This window comes from Ensifer sp. WSM1721 (assembly GCF_000513895.2).
Taxonomy (GTDB): Bacteria; Pseudomonadota; Alphaproteobacteria; order Rhizobiales; family Rhizobiaceae; genus Sinorhizobium.
Map to the genome: position 1 here is coordinate 1,432,276 of NZ_CP165782.1, position 17,402 is coordinate 1,449,677.

Annotated in this window: 18 protein-coding genes and 1 tRNA gene; 8 read left to right on the plus strand and 11 right to left on the minus strand. The window is 61.1% G+C overall.

Features of this window, described 5'->3' with window-relative positions; all coding sequences use genetic code 11:
* The first annotated feature begins 2 nt into the window (after positions 1-2).
* Positions 3-3,518: a transcription-repair coupling factor gene (mfd, locus tag M728_RS07030; RefSeq protein ID WP_026623200.1), complete on the plus strand. Its 3,516-nt coding sequence runs from the start codon at positions 3-5 to the stop codon at positions 3,516-3,518.
* A gap of 42 nt (positions 3,519-3,560) precedes the next feature.
* On the opposite strand, the gene M728_RS07035 is transcribed toward mfd, so the two are convergent.
* Together M728_RS07035 and M728_RS07040 are read right to left on the minus strand one after the other, a co-directional pair.
* Positions 3,561-4,226: a DsbA family oxidoreductase gene (locus tag M728_RS07035; protein ID WP_026623199.1), complete on the minus strand. Its 666-nt coding sequence runs from the start codon at positions 4,224-4,226 to the stop codon at positions 3,561-3,563.
* A gap of 81 nt (positions 4,227-4,307) precedes the next feature.
* Positions 4,308-6,122: an extracellular solute-binding protein gene (locus tag M728_RS07040; RefSeq protein WP_026623198.1), complete on the minus strand. Its 1,815-nt coding sequence runs from the start codon at positions 6,120-6,122 to the stop codon at positions 4,308-4,310.
* Positions 6,123-6,444: 322 nt separating this feature from the next.
* On the opposite strand from M728_RS07040, the gene M728_RS07045 reads away from it, so the two are divergent.
* Positions 6,445-7,074, plus strand: coding sequence for an invasion associated locus B family protein (locus M728_RS07045; protein ID WP_026614157.1), 630 nt, complete (start codon positions 6,445-6,447; stop codon positions 7,072-7,074).
* Positions 7,075-7,373: 299 nt separating this feature from the next.
* Here the strand turns inward: M728_RS07045 and hspQ are convergent, their stop codons facing one another.
* From hspQ to M728_RS07060, 3 genes are all read right to left on the minus strand, one after another.
* Positions 7,374-7,703 carry a heat shock protein HspQ gene (gene hspQ, locus M728_RS07050; RefSeq protein ID WP_026614151.1) on the minus strand — a complete coding sequence of 110 codons (330 nt, stop codon included), beginning with the start codon at positions 7,701-7,703 and terminating at the stop codon, positions 7,374-7,376.
* A 182-nt stretch (positions 7,704-7,885) separates the two neighbouring features.
* On the minus strand, positions 7,886-9,295 hold the full coding sequence (gene glnA, locus M728_RS07055) for a type I glutamate--ammonia ligase (RefSeq protein WP_026623197.1): 1,410 nt from the start codon (positions 9,293-9,295) through the stop codon (positions 7,886-7,888).
* A 104-nt stretch (positions 9,296-9,399) separates the two neighbouring features.
* Positions 9,400-9,738 carry a P-II family nitrogen regulator gene (locus M728_RS07060; RefSeq protein WP_003528058.1) on the minus strand — a complete coding sequence of 113 codons (339 nt, stop codon included), beginning with the start codon at positions 9,736-9,738 and terminating at the stop codon, positions 9,400-9,402.
* Between the two features lie 343 nt (positions 9,739-10,081).
* On the opposite strand from M728_RS07060, the gene M728_RS07065 reads away from it, so the two are divergent.
* Positions 10,082-11,554 (plus strand): bifunctional ADP-dependent NAD(P)H-hydrate dehydratase/NAD(P)H-hydrate epimerase, encoded by a 1,473-nt coding sequence (locus M728_RS07065; RefSeq protein WP_026623196.1) that lies wholly within the window; start codon positions 10,082-10,084, stop codon positions 11,552-11,554.
* A gap of 92 nt (positions 11,555-11,646) precedes the next feature.
* Here M728_RS07065 and gpt read toward each other — a convergent pair whose 3' ends face one another.
* Together gpt and M728_RS07075 are read right to left on the minus strand one after the other, a co-directional pair.
* Positions 11,647-12,144 (minus strand): xanthine phosphoribosyltransferase, encoded by a 498-nt coding sequence (gene gpt, locus M728_RS07070; RefSeq protein ID WP_026623195.1) that lies wholly within the window; start codon positions 12,142-12,144, stop codon positions 11,647-11,649.
* A 229-nt stretch (positions 12,145-12,373) separates the two neighbouring features.
* On the minus strand, positions 12,374-13,129 hold the full coding sequence (locus tag M728_RS07075) for a competence/damage-inducible protein A (RefSeq protein WP_026623194.1): 756 nt from the start codon (positions 13,127-13,129) through the stop codon (positions 12,374-12,376).
* 255 nt (positions 13,130-13,384) lie between these two features.
* On the opposite strand from M728_RS07075, the gene M728_RS07080 reads away from it, so the two are divergent.
* Entirely contained in the window at positions 13,385-13,627 is a 243-nt protein-coding gene (locus M728_RS07080; protein ID WP_026623193.1) for a DUF2188 domain-containing protein, read from the plus strand.
* 86 nt (positions 13,628-13,713) lie between these two features.
* Positions 13,714-13,932, plus strand: coding sequence for a hypothetical protein (locus tag M728_RS07085; protein ID WP_026614145.1), 219 nt, complete (start codon positions 13,714-13,716; stop codon positions 13,930-13,932).
* Between the two features lie 84 nt (positions 13,933-14,016).
* Here M728_RS07085 and M728_RS07090 read toward each other — a convergent pair whose 3' ends face one another.
* The gene (locus M728_RS07090) at positions 14,017-14,271 is read right to left on the minus strand and encodes a hypothetical protein (protein ID WP_084044699.1); all 255 of its coding nucleotides are present in this window, start codon (positions 14,269-14,271) and stop codon (positions 14,017-14,019) included.
* Positions 14,272-14,460: 189 nt separating this feature from the next.
* Between M728_RS07090 and M728_RS07095 the strand changes: the two genes are divergently transcribed.
* A complete protein-coding gene (locus tag M728_RS07095) occupies positions 14,461-14,721 on the plus strand; it encodes a hypothetical protein (RefSeq protein WP_026623191.1) in 261 nt (86 codons plus the stop codon).
* A gap of 380 nt (positions 14,722-15,101) precedes the next feature.
* Positions 15,102-15,485, plus strand: a complete 384-nt coding sequence (locus M728_RS07100) for a YciI family protein (RefSeq protein WP_026623190.1) — start codon at positions 15,102-15,104, stop codon at positions 15,483-15,485.
* Between the two features lie 118 nt (positions 15,486-15,603).
* Here the strand turns inward: M728_RS07100 and M728_RS07105 are convergent, their stop codons facing one another.
* Together M728_RS07105 and M728_RS07110 are read right to left on the minus strand one after the other, a co-directional pair.
* Complete coding sequence (locus tag M728_RS07105) at positions 15,604-15,810, minus strand: hypothetical protein (RefSeq protein WP_084044708.1); 207 nt, start codon at positions 15,808-15,810, stop codon at positions 15,604-15,606.
* Between the two features lie 131 nt (positions 15,811-15,941).
* On the minus strand, positions 15,942-16,187 hold the full coding sequence (locus M728_RS07110) for a hypothetical protein (RefSeq protein WP_051441080.1): 246 nt from the start codon (positions 16,185-16,187) through the stop codon (positions 15,942-15,944).
* A 428-nt stretch (positions 16,188-16,615) separates the two neighbouring features.
* Between M728_RS07110 and M728_RS07115 the strand changes: the two genes are divergently transcribed.
* Positions 16,616-16,700: transfer RNA gene (locus tag M728_RS07115), tRNA-Leu, on the plus strand.
* A gap of 98 nt (positions 16,701-16,798) precedes the next feature.
* Here the strand turns inward: M728_RS07115 and M728_RS07120 are convergent.
* On the minus strand, positions 16,799-17,389 hold the full coding sequence (locus M728_RS07120; protein WP_026623189.1) for a hypothetical protein: 591 nt from the start codon (positions 17,387-17,389) through the stop codon (positions 16,799-16,801).
* Between the last annotated feature and the right edge of the window lie 13 nt (positions 17,390-17,402).

Sequence of the window (17,402 nt, forward strand, 5' to 3'; positions counted from 1 at the left end):
ACATGATGATGACACCCGGCCTCGACCCGAAGAAGATCCTTGCGGCGACGCGGGAGGTGACCATCGGTCCGGTGCCTTCCGGTGCCGAGGCGTTGGTTCTCGCCGAACTGGCGCGAGCGGGGGCGCCCGTTGCCTACATGCTTTCCGACGGCCAGCGCATTGCCGACCTCGAGCAGGTGCTGGGTTTCGTGGCGCCGGACATTCCCGTCCTCACCTTGCCCGGTTGGGACTGCCTGCCTTACGACCGCGTCTCGCCGAGTGCCGATACCTCGGCGCGCAGGCTTGCTGCCTTGGGCGCACTCATTGCACATCGTGCGAAGCCGCACCCGGCGATCATGCTCGTCACGGTCAATGCCGCGCTACAAAAGATTTCGCCGCGGGACGTGATCGAGAGCCTCGCCTTTTCCGCGCGCCCCGGCAACCAAATCCGGATGGATGATCTCGCGGCGCGGCTGGAGCGCAACGGCTTCGAGCGCGTGCCGACGGTGCGCGAGGTCGGCGAATTCGCGGTTCGGGGCGGTATCCTCGACGTTTATGTGCCGGGTAGCAGCGAGCCGTTGCGGCTCGATTTCTTCGGCGATACGCTGGAGACGATCCGCTCCTTCGATCCCGCCAGTCAGCGCACGATCGGGCAGGTCCGCTCCCTCGATCTCAATCCGATGAGCGAAGTTTCGCTGACGCCGGAAACGATCAGCCACTTCCGCAAGCAATATCTTTCGCTCTTCGGCGCAGCCACGCGCGACGACGCGCTTTACCAGGCGGTCTCGGAAGGGCGCCGCTATGCCGGCATGGAGCATTGGCTGCCGCTCTTCTATGATCGCCTCGAAACAGTCTTTGACTATCTTGATGGCTTTCGCATCGTGACGGATCACCTCGCGCGTGAAGCAGCCGCGGAACGCTCGAAGCTCATCCTCGACTATTACGACGCACGCCTTGCTTCCGCATCGCCGGGCAAGTCGCAGCTTGCGCAGGGCACGCCCTACAAGCCGGTGCCGCCGGAGATGCTTTATCTGAGCGCGAAGGGCTTCAGTGCGGCGCTCGCCGAGCGCGACGCCATCCGCCTCTCGCCGTTCTCCGAACACGAAGGAGAGGCCCGTCAGGTCGTGACCATAGAGGCGCGTCAGGGGCTGCGATGGGCAAAGGCGGCAGGTGAGGCCGACGACGACGGCGCGCGCGTCAATGTCTTCGACCAGGCGGTGAGGCACATTGCCGAGAAGCGCGCGAAAGGCGCGAAGGTTCTCGTTTCCGGCTGGACGGAAGGATCGCTCGACCGTCTCCTGCAGGTGCTCGCCGAGCATGGCCTTGCCAATATCCGCCCGGTCAAAGCCCTTTCCGATCTGCGCTCACTGAAGCCGGGTGAGGCGGCTTCCGCGGTCCTCAGCCTCGAAGCGGGATTCGAGGCAGGCGATCTCGTCATCATCGGCGAGCAGGACATTCTCGGCGATCGCCTAGTACGCCGATCGAAGCGCCGCAAGCGCGGGGCTGACTTCATTGCCGAGGTGACGGGTCTCGACGAGGGCAGCTACGTGGTCCACGCCGAACACGGAATCGGCCGTTTCGTCGGGCTGCGCACGATCGAGGCCGCCGGGGCGCCGCATGATTGCCTCGAGCTTGTCTATGCCGACGACGCCAAGCTCTTCCTGCCGGTAGAAAACATCGAGCTTCTGTCGCGCTATGGTTCGGAGGGGACGGATGCGATCCTCGACAAGCTCGGCGGTGTCGCCTGGCAGGCGCGCAAGGCGAAGCTCAAGAAGCGGCTGCTCGACATGGCGGGCGGCCTCATCCGCATCGCCGCCGAAAGGCATACCCGACACGCGCCGGTCCTGAACGCGCAGGACGGGGCCTATGACGAATTCGCCGCCCGCTTCCCCTACGACGAGACCGAGGATCAGTTGAACTCGATCGAGGCGGTTCGGGATGATCTCGGCAGCGGCCGGCCCATGGACCGTCTCGTGTGCGGCGATGTCGGCTTCGGCAAGACGGAGGTGGCGCTGCGTGCCGCCTTCATCGCGGCGATGAATGGCGTGCAGGTCGCCGTCGTCGTGCCGACGACCTTGCTTGCGCGGCAGCATTTCAAAACCTTTGCCGAACGATTCCGCGGTCTGCCGATACGCATCCAGCAGGCGTCCCGTCTTGTCGGCTCGAAGGAGCTGGCGCTGACGAAGAAGGAGGTTACTGAGGGCAAGACGGACATCGTCGTCGGCACGCATGCGCTTCTCGGTTCGTCGATGAAGTTTGCGAATCTCGGCCTCCTCATCATCGACGAGGAGCAGCACTTCGGCGTCAAGCACAAGGAGCGGCTCAAGGAGCTGAAGACCGACGTGCACGTCCTCACGCTGTCGGCGACGCCGATTCCGCGCACGCTTCAGCTCGCGCTCACCGGCGTTCGCGAATTGTCGCTGATCACGACGCCGCCGGTGGACCGCATGGCGGTGCGCACCTTCATTTCGCCCTTCGACGCGCTGGTGATCCGCGAGACGTTGATGCGCGAGCATTACCGCGGCGGTCAGAGCTTCTACGTCTGCCCGCGCGTGAGCGATCTTCCGGAGATCCACGACTTCCTGAAATCCGACGTGCCGGAATTGAAGGTCGCCGTGGCGCACGGCCAGATGCCGGCGACCGAACTCGAGGACGTCATGAACGCCTTCTATGAAGGGCGCTTTGATGTGCTTCTCTCGACGACGATCGTCGAGTCGGGGCTTGACGTGCCGACTGCGAATACATTGATCGTGCACCGCGCCGACATGTTCGGCCTCGCTCAGCTCTACCAGCTTCGCGGCCGGGTAGGGCGGTCGAAGGTGCGCGCCTTCGCGCTCTTCACGCTTCCCGTCAACAAGACGTTGACGGGACCGGCGGAACGGCGTCTCAAGGTATTGCAGTCGCTCGACACGCTCGGCGCCGGATTCCAGCTTGCCAGCCACGACCTCGACATCCGCGGCGCCGGCAATCTCCTCGGCGAGGAGCAATCCGGCCATATCAAGGAGGTCGGCTTCGAGCTCTATCAGCAGATGCTCGAGGAGGCGGTCGCCGAACTCAAGGGTGAAGAGGAAATCCACGACACCGGTTGGTCGCCGCAGATATCGGTCGGCACGCCGGTCATGATTCCGGAAGATTACGTGCCCGATCTCAACCTGAGGCTCGGACTCTATCGTCGCCTCGGCGAGCTGACGGATATCAAGGAAATCGACGGCTTCGGGGCGGAACTGATCGACCGCTTCGGTCCGCTGCCAACCGAGGTCCAGCATCTGCTGAAGATCGTCTACGTCAAATCGCTCTGCCGTACCGCGAATGTCGAGAAGCTCGACGCCGGGCCGAAGGGCGTCGTCGTTCAGTTCCGCAACAAGGAGTTTCCGAATCCGGCGGCCCTCGTCGGCCATATCGCCAAGCAGGGAACGCTTGCCAAGATCCGGCCGGACCAGAGCATCTTCTTCCAGCGTGATCTCCCAACGCCCGAGAAGCGCCTCTCGGGTGCCGCGATGGTGATGACGCAGCTCGCGGTGCTCGCAAAACCCGCTTGAAAACGCCGCAGCTCTTTCGCGCGGCGTTTTCCCCTTTGACGATCAGTGCGCCGGGTGGGCAGCCTTCATCTGCGCAATCTCCCGCAGCGCATTCGTCATGGTCTCGACAGATTGCGCGCCCATCACCGCATATTGCTGCTCGATGATGAAGCAGGGCACGCCGGTAACGCCCATCTCGCGGGCCATGTCGACTTCCTGCTTCACGGCGTCCTTGTCGGCGTCGGATGCGAGTAGAGCGGCAATGACGGGGCGATCGAGGCCAGCTTGTTCCGCGATGTCAAGGAGAACGGCGTGGTCGCCGACGTTGCGACCTTCCTCGAAATTGGCCTTGAAGAGTCGCCGCACGACATCCGTCTGCGCGAGGTCACCGCTGGTTGCCGCCCAGCGTATCAGCCGATGCGCGTCGAGAGTGTTCGGGCTGATCTTCACGGCTTCGAAATCGAAAGCGATGCCGACTTCCTGCCCGAGTTCTTCGAGCATCCGATGCGCCTGGTCGACGGACGCCTGGCCGCCGAGCTTTGCCGCAAGATGCCGCTTATGGTCGACCCCTTCGGGCGGTAGATCGGGGTTCAGCTGATAGGGCCGCCACTGGATCGCCACGTGAATCTCGCCGGCAACATCGGCAATTGCCTGCTCAAGCCGGTTCTTTCCAAGATAGCACCACGGGCAGACCACGTCCGAGACGATATCGATGTTGACGGTTTCCATGGTGCGGCCTTTCCTGTTGTCAAAGCTGCGACATAGGCCGCTCCGCCGCTTCTTTCAATGCGTTACAAAATAGATACCAGCTTACTGGGCGCGCTCGTCCCACCAGGTCGGCAGCTGATAGCCGTAGAGCGGCACAGTCGATGGGCGGCCGATATGCTTCCACCGCGCGATCCATTGCGCGTCCAGGTGGTAAAGCGGAACGAGGTAGGAATTGTTGACAAGCAGCCGGTCGTGGGCGCGAACGGCGGCGGTGAAGTCTTCGGGGCTCCGCGCCTGAAGGATGTTGTTGATAAGCTTGTCGACGTCCTTGTCAGCAACTCCGGCAAAGTTCTCGCTACCCTGCCTGTCCCGCGACTGCGAGCCCCAACGGCCGACTTGTTCCACGCCCGGTGATAGCGACGAGGGAAAGGACTTGATGATGACGTCGTAGTCGAAGGACTGGCTGCGCAACTGATATTGCGAATCATCGACGGTGCGCACCCTCGCGACGATGCCGAGCGGTGCGAGAAAACGCTGATAGGCGAGCGCAATCTTCTCCTGGCCGGCATTCTGACTCATGATCTCGAAAGCAAGCGGGGTGCCCTTCGCGTCGACCATCTTGCCGTCCTTGATGGAATAACCCGCCTCGCGAAGCAGGGTCACCGCTTCCCGCAGGACGTTTCGATCGCGGCCCGAGCCGTCCGTGACCGGCAGGCGATAGGTGCCGTCGAGGATAGCGGGATTGATGCGCTCCCGAATGTCTCCCATCAGGCCGAGCTCGCGGTCGTCGGCGGCAGCGCCGAGGAAGGAAAGCGACGAGTTCTGCCAGTAGCTCTGGGTGCGCGTATAGGCGCCGTCGAAAAGATTCTTGTTGACCCATTCGAAATCGAAAACGAGAGCGAGCCCCTGCCTGAGCTTGATGTTGTCGAACATCGGCTTGCGCGTGTTGAAGACGAATCCGAGCATGCCGGAAGGGGTCCTGGGCTTGAACGTCTCCTTGATCACGTCTCCCGAGCGAACGGCCGGGAAATCATAGGCGCGCGCCCATTTGGTGGCGCTGCCTTCGGGATAGACGTCGATCTCGCCCTTCTTGAAGGCTTCGAATAGCGTATTCTCCTGAAGGAAATACTCGACGGAGATCTCATCGTAGTTGTCGATACCGATCTTCGAGGGCAGGTCCTTGCCCCAGTAATCAGGATTGCGGCGATAGACGATCCGCTCGCCGGGCTTCACCTCCGCGACCCGGTAGGGACCCGAGCCGAGCGGCGGCTCGAGCGTCGTTCTGTCGAACGTATCTACATTGATGGCATGCCTCGGCAGCACCGGCGAGATCGCCAGCAGCAGCGGAAACTCGCGATCGGCATCCTCGTTGAAGGTGAAACGCACGCTGCGTTCGCCGACCTTCTCCATCTTCGCCACCTTGGAAAGGCGATTGCTGAAGGGGGCGCGCCCCTTGTCCCGCAGCAATTCGAAAGTGAAGATCACGTCTTCGGCTGTCACCGGTTGACCGTCGGCCCAGCGGGCTTTCGGATTGAGATTGAACTGGATGAAGGTGCGATCGTCGTCCCATTCGACGGTTTCGGCAAGCAGGCCGTACATCGTGAAGGGCTCATCCTGCGAGCGCTGCATCAGCGATTCGTAGACCAGGTTGCCAAAGCCCGGATCCCACATGCCGCGCGCGGTGGTGCGCATGCTCTTCAGGATGAAGGGATTGAGGCTGTCGAAAGTGCCGACTACGCCATAGGAAATTTTCCCGCCCTTCTTCACGTTGGGATTGACATAGGGGAAGTGCTTGAAGTCTGCCGGCAGTGCAGGCTCGCCGTGCATCGAGATCGCATGGACCGGAGCGGCCATAGCTTCATTGGCCAACGTGTTGGCTGCCAGGAGCATGACCAAACCGGAAAGAACTGCGCGCAACTTCACCTCCCGCGGGATTGTACGAGGTCGATTCCCGGCACGTTAGCAACGCGGGCGCACATTTCCAACCTTCGGCGGCAGGGATCAGGAAAGGACAAGCTCGAACCCTGTCGCGCCGGACTCCGATTGGAAAAGGCCGCTCAAACGCAATTGGTTGCGCAAAATGCAACGAAACACTGGATAATCGGCACGAGCCAATGTAACAGGTGTTTCCGGAATCGGGGCCATTCAAATGCCTCATTTGGCCAACAGGACAACGGGCGGCTGACGATACTCACCTGCGGAACAGTCCGTTCCGTGACCGGATTTCAGGGGAATAAGAATGATCTTCAAGTCGAACTTCACCAAACGCGCGGGATTGGCAGCGCTGGCGCTTTCTGTCGCAGCCGCCGGTGCGCCGAGCATCGCATCCGCGCAGCAGGCGGGAGGCAGGCCGCCGCAGGGTTGGTTCAAGGTCTGCACCAAGCAGGAAGACAACGATGTCTGCATCGTTCAGAACCTGCTGACCGCCAACAACGGTCAGCTCGTCACCGCCGTCGGCCTTATCTCCGTCTCGGGCAAGATCAATCGCAAGGTCATGCAGGTCTCCGTACCCTCCGCGCGCATGATCCCGCCGGGCGTTCAAATGCAGATCGACGGCGGCAAGGGCGTCAAGCTCGACTACGCGATCTGCATGCCCGACAAGTGCGTCGCCGAAGCGCCGCTTTCCGATGCGCTGATCGCCAGCCTGAAGAAGGGCAATGAGGTCGTCTTCACCTCGGTCAACTTCCAGCGCGCTCCGAACCCGATCAAGATGACGCTCGAGGGGTTCACCGGCGTTTATGATGGCGAACCGATCGAACAGTCCCAGCTCGAAGAGCGCCAGCGCCTGCTGCAGGAAGAAATGCAGAAAAAGGCAGAGGACGCCCGCAAGAAGCTGGAAGAGGCGCAGAAGGCTGCCAAGGCGCAGTAATCATCACTCGCCTTCCCGAATGAAGCGAACGCCCGGCCTGTCCGGGCGTTTTTTTATGGCCCGCGAGCTCAGGCTGTCGTTGGCAAGTCCCATCGCGGCAGCCACTGCGGCAGATGCGCGGTGTGCGTTCGGGGTAGACGACAGGTGCGGGGACCTCCGTTCAAGAATGCGCCGTCCGCTCCAGCAAACACACAACGGGGAGTGAGTGGGAAAGAGTGAGCGGGTTGCCTTTGCATCCCGCTCGCTTGGGAGGTGCGGAATGGTGACTTTGGGTCGGTCCGACCCAAAGTCCTAGCGGCCTAGTGCCGATATATGGCCTTAGGCTTGTAGTGCCCGGCGTCGGCCTTTTCGAACAGCTCATCTACCTGCGTGTGGCGGATCGGCCTGTCGCTATCGTCGGAAACGAGATTCTGTTCCGAGACATAGGCGACGTATTCGGTTTCATCATTCTCCGCGAACAGGTGATAGAAGGGCTGGTCCTTGGCGGGCCGGATCTCCTGCGGGATCGCGTTCCACCATTCTTCCGTATTGGCATATTCCGGGTCGACGTCGAAGATGACGCCGCGAAACGGGAATATCCGATGGCGAACCACCTGTCCGATCTCAAATTTCGCGTTTCTTTGTTTCATGACGCAACACATCCTTTCAGATGATTATCTGGGTTGTCGCATGTGGAACATCAATAGGTAGGCCAACCCGCCGGCGAACCGTTCGTTCCGGCGTCGAACTAAAAAGGCGGGATTCGAATGAACCCCGCCGCTCGTTCATTTCGAACGGACCTGGCCAATGGGGTGCCCGGTCCGAGCCGTCATCAGACGGAGTAGTACATGTCGAACTCGACCGGGTGCGGGGTCATTTCGAAGCGCATGACTTCCTGCATCTTCAGTTCGATGAAGGAGTCGATCTGGTCGTCGTCGAAGACGCCGCCGGCGGTCAGGAACTTGCGATCCTTATCGAGGCTCTCGAGGGCTTCGCGCAGGCTGCCGCAGACTGTCGGGATCTTCTTCAGCTCCTTCGGCGGCAGGTCATAGAGGTCCTTGTCCATGGCTTTGCCGGGGTGAAGCTTGTTCTTGATGCCGTCGAGGCCGGCCATCAGCATGGCGGCGAAGGCGAGGTAGGGGTTCGCGCTCGGGTCCGGGAAGCGGACTTCGACGCGCTTTGCCTTCGGGTTGCTGCCGAACGGAATGCGGCAGGAGGCCGAGCGATTGCGGGCGGAGTAGGCAAGCAGAACCGGTGCTTCGTAGCCCGGGACGAGACGCTTATAGGAGTTCGTCGACGGGTTGGTGAAGGCGTTCAGCGCCTTGGCGTGCTTGATGATGCCGCCGATGAAATAGAGGCAGGTCTCGGAAAGGCCGGCATATTCGTCGCCGGCAAACGTCGGCCTGCCGTCCTTCCAGATCGACAGATGCACGTGCATGCCCGAGCCATTGTCGCCGAAGACCGGCTTCGGCATGAACGTCGCGGTCTTGCCGTACGCATTGGCGACCTGGTGCACCACGTATTTGTAAATCTGCATCTTGTCGGCGTTGCGCACCAGCGCGTCGAACTTGACGCCGAGTTCATGCTGAGCCGCGGCCACTTCGTGGTGATGCTTTTCCACCGTGACGCCCATTTCGGTAAGAACGGTCAGCATCTCGGAGCGCATGTCCTGGCTGCTGTCGACCGGCGGGACCGGGAAGTAGCCGCCCTTGATGCGCGGGCGATGACCGAGGTTGCCGGTCTCGTAGTCGGTGTCGTCATTGGAGGGCAGTTCGGAGCAGTCGAGCTTGAAGCCGGTATTGTACGGGTCGGCCTTGTATTTGACGTCGTCGAAGACGAAGAATTCCGCTTCCGGACCGACGAAGATGGTGTCGCCGATGCCTGAGGCCTTGAGATAGGCTTCGGCCTTCTTGGCCGTACCGCGCGGGTCGCGATTATAGGATTCGCCCGAGACGGGATCGAGAATGTCGCAGAAAATGACCATGGTGGACTGGGCGAAGAACGGGTCCATATGCGCCGTTTCCGGATCGGGCATCAGTACCATGTCGGACTCGTTGATAGCCTTCCAACCGGCAATCGAGGAGCCGTCGAACATGACGCCGTCGGCGAACATGTCTTCATCGACGACAGCGATATCCATCGTCACGTGCTGCAGCTTGCCCTTCGGGTCAGTAAAGCGCAGGTCGACGAACTTGACGTCGTTATCCTTGATTTGCTTCAAAACTTCACTCGCAGTCGTCATTTGTTGCAATTCCCTGTTGAGATGACGAGGATTGGAAAAATTCGGGGCCGGGCGGCCCCAGGATGAGGTGACGGTATCAAACGGTGACGTATCGGACGACGCGATCAGATGGCGTCGAGACCCGTTTCGCCGGTGCGGATTCGAATGACTTCTTCCACATTGGATACGAAAATCTTCCCATCACCAATGCGGCCGGTTTGCGCGGCATTGCGGATGGCTTCGATCACGGCCTCCGCATTTTCATCCGCCAGCACCACCTCGACCTTCACCTTCGGCAGGAAGTCGACGACGTACTCGGCGCCCCTGTAGAGCTCGGTGTGTCCCTTCTGCCGCCCGAAGCCCTTCGCTTCCGTGACGGTTATGCCCTGCAGGCCGACCTCTTGAAGAGCTTCCTTCACTTCGTCGAGCTTGAAGGGTTTTATGATCGCTTCGATCTTTTTCATGAGAAAATGTCTCTCCGCTTCTCCCTTTAAAGCAGGTCGCGCCCGCTCGCCCTCCAATATGCATGTAGTGTGCCAATTTTATAGGGGAATGACGCGCTCATTGCGAAATTTCGCGGCACGAAGCGATGGGGTATCCGGCCCGCCTCGCTGTGCGGCCGCATTCTGCCTATTTTTTAAGAAGTCCCATTCCCTTAAGTGAATAATCTTGGCGCAATGCGCCGCGACTCGCGCTCAGTGCGTGATATTTGAGCAACATTTACGTGCAAATGCACATTTGTTGTTCATTTCGCGTATCTCTCGCTCGCCCTTGTCTTGTGGTCCAGACCGCGCTTAGATCGCCTCCATGCGTGACGGTTTCCAAGACATTCTCGTGACACCGGCCGAGATGGCAGCCATCGACCAGGACGCTGCGCGTTCGGGCATCGACAGCTTTTCGCTCATGCGCTCGGCAGGGATGGCCGTCTCGGCCGCCGCCTTGCGGCTCTTCCCGGCAGCGCGTCGTTTCGCCGTCCTTTGCGGGCCCGGCAACAATGGCGGCGATGGCTATGTGGCCGCGGCCGCCCTGGCGCGATGCGGCGCCAATGTCGCCGTCTTCGCGCTCGGCGATCCGGCGATGTTGAAGGGCGATGCGGCGCGCGCCCGTGACGCCTGCGCGCTCGAGATACGTGCCATCGCGGCCTATGAGCCGCAGTCGGGGGATGTCGTCGTTGACGCGCTCTTTGGAGCAGGGCTCTCGCGTGATTTGCCGGATGACGCACGCACAATCATCGAGCGCGTGAATGAAAGCAGCCTGCCGGTTCTTGCGGTCGACCTGCCTTCGGGAATTGACGGACATAGCGGAGAAGTGAGGGGCGCAAGCTTCATCGCCGCCCACACGGTGACGTTCATGGCGGCCAAACCCGGCCATCTGCTGATGCCGGGCCGCGCCCGTACCGGTACGTTGGAAGTGTTCGATATCGGTATTCCGGCGCGGCTCGTTGCGGCGCGATCCGGTGATTTGCGCGTCAATACGCCCGCGATCTGGAAACATCACGCTGCGTCCCTCGATCCGGGGACTCACAAATACAAGCGAGGCCATCTCGCCGTCTTTTCAGGCGGACAGATGTCGACTGGCGCTACACGCCTTTCGGCGGCGGCGGGCCTTCGTGCCGGTGCGGGCTTGGTAACGCTCGCCTCTCCGCCGGATGCGCTCGCGGTCAACGCCTCACACTTGACGGCGGTGATGCTCAAGGAAATCAGGAATGCCGCCGATCTCGCCGACTGGCTCAAGGACAAGCGGCTGAATGCCTTCGTGCTCGGGCCCGGTTTCGGCGTCGGTAAGAAGGCGAGGGACTTTGCCTTGATGCTGTGCGATCGCGCACTGGTGCTCGATGCGGATGGAATGACTTCGTTCCAACAGGGAAGGGAGGAACTCTTCGAGCGCATAGCAGCAGGCGGCGAGATAGTGATGACGCCGCATGAGGGGGAATTTGCCCGGCTCTTTCCGGAAATTGCCACGGACGACGCGCTGTCCAAGATCGAAAAGGCGCAGGCCGCTGCGAAACTGAGCCATGCAGTGATCGTCTACAAGGGGCCGGATACGGTGATTGCCGCCCCTTCTGGCCGTGCCGTCGTCAACGCCAACGCACCGCCCTGGCTCGCGACCGCGGGATCGGGCGACGTGCTTGCCGGCATCATCGGCGCGCATCTGGCGCAGGGCATGCCTGCCTTCGAGGCGGCGGCCGCCGCCGTCTGGCGCCATGGCGAGACGGCCATTCGCGCCGGCCGCACCGCCACGGCCGAGATGCTCGTCGAAAACATACCGCCGCTTCCGTGATAGCAGCCGCGCGGGTGACCCGAAAAGGCGCGCCGGCTTGAAAGGACGCAATTCCGAACGGAAAACCGTTACACACTTTTCCTGGAACTGCGTTAGCCCCGCGTACCCTTGGCGATCGGCTCCTGATAGGTAAAGCCCATGTCCCAAGGGAAATAGATCCAGGTGTCCTGGCTCACCTCGGTGACGAAGGTGTCGACAAGCGGGCGGCCCTTGGGCTTTGCGTAGACGGCGGCGAAATGGGCCTTCGGCAGCATCGCGCGGACTTCCGAGGCGGTCTTGCCGGTGTCGGTCAAGTCGTCGACGATCAGCACGCCTTCGCCCCCGTCCTTGGCTATCTCCGGGGAGATGCCCTTCAGCACCCTCATCTGACCCTGCGTGTCGTAGTCATGATAGGAGGCGATGCAGACGGTTTCGATCATCCGGATATTGAGTTCCCGGCAGACGATGGCAGCCGGTACGAGGCCGCCGCGCGTGATGCAAACCATTGCGCGCCATTCCTGCCCATTGTCCGCCAGCCGCCAGGCGAGCGCACGCGCGTCGCGGTGAAACTGATCCCAGGAGACGGGAAAGGCTTTCTCGGGAAGGGACATATGCGAGGCTCCGGCTTCTCATTCAACGTCGATGCGGAAGCGCTGCCGTGGATCGACGTGTCAGGCGAAGCGCTTCCATGATTTGCACCATGCAATACTGGCAATGAAGCCAGGAGTGCAAGGGGTCGCTCGCATGGGCGCGAGGGCGTCTCCCATGGTTTCTCGACCCGCAGCCGAACTGCGAGCGATACATTCCCGGCACGCCCGGAACGAACTGTGGCGTGGGGTCCTAAGTGTTCTGCCGCGACCGGGAGATCGCCTCGATCATCGCCGCCACGTCGGCCTCGGCGGCAGCAAGTACGGCAGCGTCGCGCGCCCGGATGACGATGTCCGTCGAGAAGCTCTTGCCATCGAATTTCGGATAGGACCCGATGCTCGTGTGCGGATGATTCTTCTGCACTTCCGCCAGAGGCGCACCGATGTCGCCCTCGCCATAGGGTGAGCGAACTGTGCGGGAGAGAACGGGCGTGCCGGTTGCAAGGTTTGGCAGCAGGCCGTCGAGCATCGCCTGAAACACTTGCGGCACACCGGCCATGACATAGACGTTGTCGATCGCAAAGCCGGGCGCCGTCGATACGGGATTCGGAATATGCCTGGCGCCGATCGGCATCCGCGCCATCCGCTTGCGGGCATCGGTAAACTCCATGCCACGGCGCGCATACATGGCGCCAAGCAGGTCCATCGCCTTCGGATCATGGATGCACTCAACACCGAAAGCCTTCGAGATAGCGTCGGCGGTGATATCGTCATGCGTCGGACCGATGCCGCCGGAGGTGAAGACGTGGTCGTAGCGCCTACGGAGCGCATTGACCGCTTCCACGATTGCCTGTTCCTCGTCGGCTACGATGCGAACCTCGCGCAGATCAATGCCGACCATGGTCAACATATCCGCGAGATGGCCGATGTTCTTGTCCTTGGTGCGGCCGGAAAGGAGTTCGTCGCCGATGGCGAGCATGGCGGCGGTGACGATCGTGGCGCTGGTCATTGGTACTCCGGACGTGGCTCGAACCGCTCTGCACGGTCCGGTGGCGAATGGCTGAACAGGTGACGGCCGCCCTGTTCCGGCGGTGAACTCACCGCATCGGCGAGGGGGCGCTCAAAACTGTCCCATCGTCGCTATTTTGTGGTAACATCGCGCCGTCCGGCATGCAAATGCCATAGGCAAAAAGGAGTAGAAGGGGCTGGTCGGCGACAGCCCGGCGGGGCAGGACGTGGCCTTGAAAATCCATGGGAGTGAAGAATGGTGCGGATCACTTATTCGATCGTTCCACACGACGGAGGCTGGGCCTACAGGGCCGCCGACGTGTACTCAGAGCCCTTTCCTAGTCGTGAGATGGCGCTAGCGGCTGCAAAGATTGCAGCGGCCGAACAACAGGTCGGCGGCGACGATGAGGAAATCAGCTTCCAGGATGAAAGGGGAGTCTGGCATTTTGAACACGCCGATGGGGGAGATCGACCTGAAGCAACCGTCGAGGATGGCTAAAGAAGTGTGTTGAAGGGCAGTGCCTGCGGGCAGGGTTCGCCCTTGCCGTCCACGTACGCGGCGATTTAACGCGACGGAGGATTTCCATGCATTACAGCGTTCAGATCTTCACCTGGACCCCTCGGGAAGGCGTGCATCAGGTGGGATCGGTAATCGAAGTCGATGCACCCAATCCCAAGGCCGCGGCAGTATCCCTGCTCGGGCTGCGGCTTGACGACAAGGGTAAGTCGTCAAAACTTGCAGTCAGGGTCTGGCGAGGCGAAGACGCCAATAAGGCCGACTGCGATTGTTTCTACTATCATTGAGGCGAACATTTAGAGCGACGGCTGAGCGATTTGCCTGATCGGTCTCCGCTCAGGTGCGTGTGCAATGCGGCCAGATGATCTGCATCAATCGGCGGCCCTTGCCAGCGCTCTTCTCTGCGCGTGGGAACGGCTTATCAAAGAGTGACCTGTCCGCAGGAGCAGCCGTTCATCACGCGTACCCGCCTGATATTCCTCGATCAGCATCCTGCCATATCGCTGTGCCTGGGCGCTCTCGCGAGGCCATCGGTATTCGCGGCACAGCCGGTCGAATACGCGCTGAAGCGCGTCGAGGTCTTCCGGAAGCAGAGGCACGGTGCTGGATGCTTGCAGTGGGCGCACGCCGGTATCCCCCCAGTTATCGAAGCGAGGACATTTTGAGGCGGCTTACCTTGCCAGCAATGCGCGACAATTGAACCCCTGCCGAATCAGGGGTTGCATGAAATTTAAGGTCCTCTCCGTGCACAGCCGCAGGGGAACCTTCGGAAATGTCCGGGGTTGAACGACTGAGAACAGGAAAGGATCGCGAATATGAGCAACCCCAAATACGACGATCTTACCGACCAGCCGATGCCATCTCCGACGTGGAAGCCGGAGCCCAGGGAAATGGATGTGGATCCCCAACCCCTTCCGGATCAGGCAGCGGAGTCCGGCACCGAGCACGCCGACCAACCGCCTGCCAGGAGCGGCATGTCCGAGCGCAGAGAGAAGCCGACGGAGGGAGCCCCTGAGAATAACCCGGTTCATCACACCGGTCGTGTTCCGCCAAAGGTGACCGACGATGAGCCTTGATCCTTCGCTTCATAGCTCCCCCCGAAGCGCCTCGGCGACGTTAGGACTTTTGGCCGTGCCGCGTCGGACTAAGGTCCTATACATCTGACATGATGACACCCTAGTTTTTTGGGAGCCGCGGTAACACACCCACAAGAACCTAATTGTTTCAAGCCAATTTAGAGCAGGGCCCGCCCGATGTTGTGGTGGGCTCTGCTTGAGGCCTGGGAAGCGTTTGCTTCACGGGTCGGAAACGGCCAACACCGGCAATCCCTTTGGCTGAAACGGCGGCTGAAACGGCAGGCCAGCGCAATTCCGCGCGGCCGGAACGACGCGCAGGACTTGCCCCCGACATTGGAGCCCCCTCTAATTGGCTGGACCCGAAAGAGGAGGGATGATTCATGTTCTACGCAATCTTGGCCTATCACGAGGAAGAAGTGGTCGAATCCTGGACCAAAGAGGAGGATGCCGCTCTGATGACTGAACTGCTCCAAGTCAATGACCGTCTTGTCCGGGAAAAGCGTTTGGGGCCGGCCGCGCGGCTTGGCTCGACGCAGGATGCCGTGACCTTGCGCGGCGCTGGTGCAGGCATGGTCATCGACGGTCCGTTTGCCGAGACCAAGGAGCAGTTGCTCGGTTTCTACGTTGTGGATTGCCCAACGATCGAGGCAGCAACAGCGATCGCGCGCGACCTCCGGCGCGCCAATCCGAGCGCGGTCTATGAAATCCGGCCGATTGTGCTCTATCTCCCCGGCGCGCCCCTGGAGGCCTCGGACGAGAAATAGCGAGCTTTCACACATCATGTTCGCAAAATTGCAGCGCCCGTGCGGGGGAAGCACGGGCACTGCCTGCCACAGGTTGGGGGGACCTGCATGCCGCTCGGGGAGAGCGACACATAGTAAATCACGTAATGCTAATATTGTTCCGTGACGGCAGCCCTGACGGACTGCCCGTTTTCCATTCGGGCCGATGCTCGAAACAAAACCAGTTCGGCTCGGCCCCGCCGCTATCGAAGCCGAAGGCGCCCCACTTCTTGCAGCCGGGATGCTCGCAGTAGTGGACGTAAGGGATCGGGTCTTTGTGGGGTACTGCGCCTCTTTCGTCGCTCATCATGCGCTCCCTACCGTCGCCGATCCACGCGGTCACGGGTGAAACCGTGGGTGTACGCACTGCAAACCCTTTTTAAAGTGGCCGCCACTTCGTAGGTAGATGTTCTTATTATGTTCGAATTTCGCTGGGACTCAATGCAGCATTCTCGGGTCGGGGCGGGAGGGCGTGGTGCCTCTTTCCGGCTGTGCGTTTAAGCGCATTTCCATCACATATTCTTCAGTCAGATCCATCAACGCGAGCGCGATTTCCTGCCACGACCAGCCCGCGCGTTCGGCGATACCGGTCAGCGCTTGAAATTCGCAGTCAATCGCGCGCTGACATTCAAGCTGGCGCTCAGGATGGTCGTCGTGGACAGTTGGTGCAACGATCTTCGACATCGTTCCTCCTATCTGGAGCTGAAACTCCGGAAAGTACCTGACAGTTCCACGCGAGAGCCGAGGAAGCAGGGGCTCGCCTGACGCGGCCCCTGCGGAACCGACCGGAGCGATGAGGGCTTTGTCGGACTCAATGGCGCGATGGGTTCGTGACGAAGACGCGGGCCGAAAATATCGGGCGGGAGAAAGCGGTCTCACCCAACCGGCGCTTGTCGCTTGGCCCGAACATGGCTTAGCCGAATGAGGTCAGCACCCTTCAAAGGCTACCAGGGGGAGGGCGAAGATGCCATCGTTCGAGATCAATAGCGGCACCAATGCGGCAAGGAGGGCGTTCGCTGGGATGTCTTGGCGACACATCTTGCAGGACATGAGGGACGGGCTGCAAAACATTTCCTTGACTGAATCGGCTAAGTAATTGATCTAAACGCCGGGCGGACGTGGCGAAACTGGTAGACGCAAGGGACTTAAAATCCCTCGGGCTTGCCCGTACGGGTTCGATCCCCGTCGTCCGCACCAAGCCTGCAAACATGCCGCTCTACCGGTTCGTGGTCATGGGCCAGAGGGATTGGCGGAGTGTGTCGTCCGCATCGAGTGCCGGTGATTGCCGGCAGCTCTCAAGGTGCGGCAATTTTGAACGGCTGGTCGACGCTCGCGCTCTTGCCGCTGTTTATGTCGTTGAAACGGAAGCGCAGAACATAGTCCCCGGCTGGGGCACCGGTGACATCGACCGTCAGCGTCGCGTAGATTTCCTGATTGCGCAGGTAGCCCTTGAAGGTGAAATCGCCGAACGCCTTCTGGCCGGCAAGGATTTCTCCCTTCGGATTGAGGATGTCGAAGTCGACGGTGAACCGCGTCTCGAGCTTGCCCTTCTCGCTTGCTTCTTTCCAGGTCAACCCCACAGGCTCGACATAGGACACCAGCGCCTCTCCGGTCTTGAAGACCGGGTCTGGCTTCGGTTCGTACATGGCGTAGCCGGCCGGTTCACCGTTGACGAAGACAGCCTTGCCGATCGCGAAGGGCAGCGTTTGCGAGAATTCGCTCATCGCCTGCCGCAGCGTTTCCCGCGCGCCGGCCGCATCACCGGAGCTCGCCTGCTTCTCCGCCCTGACCGCGGCATCCGCAAGCGGTCCGGCCTGCACTGCAAAGTGGGTCGAAGCGAAAGTCGCGATGGTGAGCGCGACAAGCAGGAGCGGCTGTTTCGGCATCACGTTCCCCTCA

Bases quoted from the DNA above. Each gene is read 5' to 3' on its own strand.
- M728_RS07095 (WP_026623191.1), top strand. From the start codon at position 14,461: ATGAGCAACCCCAAATACGACGATCTTACCGACCAGCCGATGCCATCT.
- glnA (WP_026623197.1), bottom strand. From the start codon at position 9,295: ATGACGACTGCGAGTGAAGTTTTGAAGCAAATCAAGGATAACGACGTC.
- mfd (WP_026623200.1), top strand. From the start codon at position 3: ATGATGATGACACCCGGCCTCGACCCGAAGAAGATCCTTGCGGCGACG.
- M728_RS07100 (WP_026623190.1), top strand. From the start codon at position 15,102: ATGTTCTACGCAATCTTGGCCTATCACGAGGAAGAAGTGGTCGAATCC.
- M728_RS07120 (WP_026623189.1), bottom strand. From the start codon at position 17,389: ATGCCGAAACAGCCGCTCCTGCTTGTCGCGCTCACCATCGCGACTTTC.
- M728_RS07110 (WP_051441080.1), bottom strand. From the start codon at position 16,187: ATGTCGAAGATCGTTGCACCAACTGTCCACGACGACCATCCTGAGCGC.
- gpt (WP_026623195.1), bottom strand. From the start codon at position 12,144: ATGTCCCTTCCCGAGAAAGCCTTTCCCGTCTCCTGGGATCAGTTTCAC.
- M728_RS07080 (WP_026623193.1), top strand. From the start codon at position 13,385: ATGGTGCGGATCACTTATTCGATCGTTCCACACGACGGAGGCTGGGCC.
- hspQ (WP_026614151.1), bottom strand. From the start codon at position 7,703: ATGAAACAAAGAAACGCGAAATTTGAGATCGGACAGGTGGTTCGCCAT.
- M728_RS07105 (WP_084044708.1), bottom strand. From the start codon at position 15,810: ATGAGCGACGAAAGAGGCGCAGTACCCCACAAAGACCCGATCCCTTAC.
- M728_RS07085 (WP_026614145.1), top strand. From the start codon at position 13,714: ATGCATTACAGCGTTCAGATCTTCACCTGGACCCCTCGGGAAGGCGTG.
- M728_RS07060 (WP_003528058.1), bottom strand. From the start codon at position 9,738: ATGAAAAAGATCGAAGCGATCATAAAACCCTTCAAGCTCGACGAAGTG.
- M728_RS07035 (WP_026623199.1), bottom strand. From the start codon at position 4,226: ATGGAAACCGTCAACATCGATATCGTCTCGGACGTGGTCTGCCCGTGG.
- M728_RS07065 (WP_026623196.1), top strand. From the start codon at position 10,082: ATGCGTGACGGTTTCCAAGACATTCTCGTGACACCGGCCGAGATGGCA.
- M728_RS07075 (WP_026623194.1), bottom strand. From the start codon at position 13,129: ATGACCAGCGCCACGATCGTCACCGCCGCCATGCTCGCCATCGGCGAC.
- M728_RS07045 (WP_026614157.1), top strand. From the start codon at position 6,445: ATGATCTTCAAGTCGAACTTCACCAAACGCGCGGGATTGGCAGCGCTG.